This is a genomic window from Clostridium psychrophilum (assembly GCF_018861705.1).
GTDB classification, from domain to species: domain Bacteria; phylum Bacillota; class Clostridia; order Clostridiales; family Clostridiaceae; genus Clostridium_AD; species Clostridium_AD psychrophilum.
Window position 1 is genome coordinate 1 of sequence record NZ_JAHLEC010000251.1, and the last position, 1207, is coordinate 1207.

General features: G+C 37.1%; 1 protein-coding gene. It reads left to right on the forward strand.

Features of this window, described 5'->3' with window-relative positions; translation table 11 throughout:
• On the forward strand, positions 1-1065 hold a 1065-nt coding region (locus tag KPL38_RS19305; RefSeq protein WP_216290752.1), incomplete at its 5' end, for an ISNCY family transposase.
• Positions 1066-1207 lie beyond the last annotated feature (142 nt).

Here is a 1207-nt window from a genome sequence, read left to right on the forward strand (position 1 = left end):
CGTTCCATCCTTTTACAGGAATTCATCTTGTCGCCAAAGGCAAAGCGTGCTACTAAAAAAGCCTTACAAGCAAAACTAATAAATATGGGAAAGTCTACAAAATCAAAGAAAGAAGCTAGTATTATTCAGAGCTCAATTCTTGCTATTGAAGAATCGCATCCTAGACGCCCGAGATGTGCATACTTTGGGGAAATGCTGCAGATGGATGCATCTGTTCATCTGTGGTTTGGTGAGTCTAAGAGCCAGCTTCATATCGCTGTAGACGATTCTTCCGGAGCTATTGTAGGCGCTTATTTTGATGCCCAAGAAACACTAAATGGCTATTATCATGTACTTGAGCAAATATTGAAAACCTACGGTATTCCTTATATGTTTTACACCGATAGGCGTACAGTTTTTGAGTATAAACAGAAAAAATCCCCTTCTATCGAAGAGGACACTTTCACTCAATTTGGCTATGCATGCAAACAACTTGGAATCGATATCAAAACCAGCAGTGTTCCCCAAGCTAAAGGACGAGTGGAACGAATGTTCCAAACACTGCAATCAAGACTACCAATTGAATTACGCTTAGCCGGAGTAGGCACAATTGAGCAAGCAAATAAATTTTTAAACTCCTACATAAAAAAATTCAATGCTCAGTTTGCGCTACCATTAGATAATATCAAATCTGTATTTGAAACGCAACCTAGTATTGAAAAAATTAATTTAACTCTTGGAGTTCTTGCTGGTAGAAAAATAGACAATGGGAGTTGTGTAAAATACCATAAACAATATTATCTTCCTGTGGATGCTAAGGGTCACCCTGTGTATTATCATAAAGGTACCTGCGGTATAGTAATAAAGGCGTTTAATAATGAGCTATATTTTTGTATAAATGAAAAAGTTTATGCTCTTGAATTGCTTCCGGCACATGTTCCTTCATCAAAGAGCTTTGATCTTGCGGTGGTCCCTAAAGCTCCTAGAAAGCGTTACATACCACCGATGAATCACCCATGGAGGAAAGCATCATTTGAAGTGTACTGTAACAAACAGGCTCATCGCCCAAAAGAAGGCATAGCTTAAAAGATTAAAAAACTACTTAAAAAAATTAGATTTTAAGATGTGTTTGCTATACCCCAAAATAGGTTAAAAACGTAATAAAGCACCAGCTATTGCTGGTGCTAATAATTAAAACTTTTTGGGACATTTTCAAATTCAGTTGACA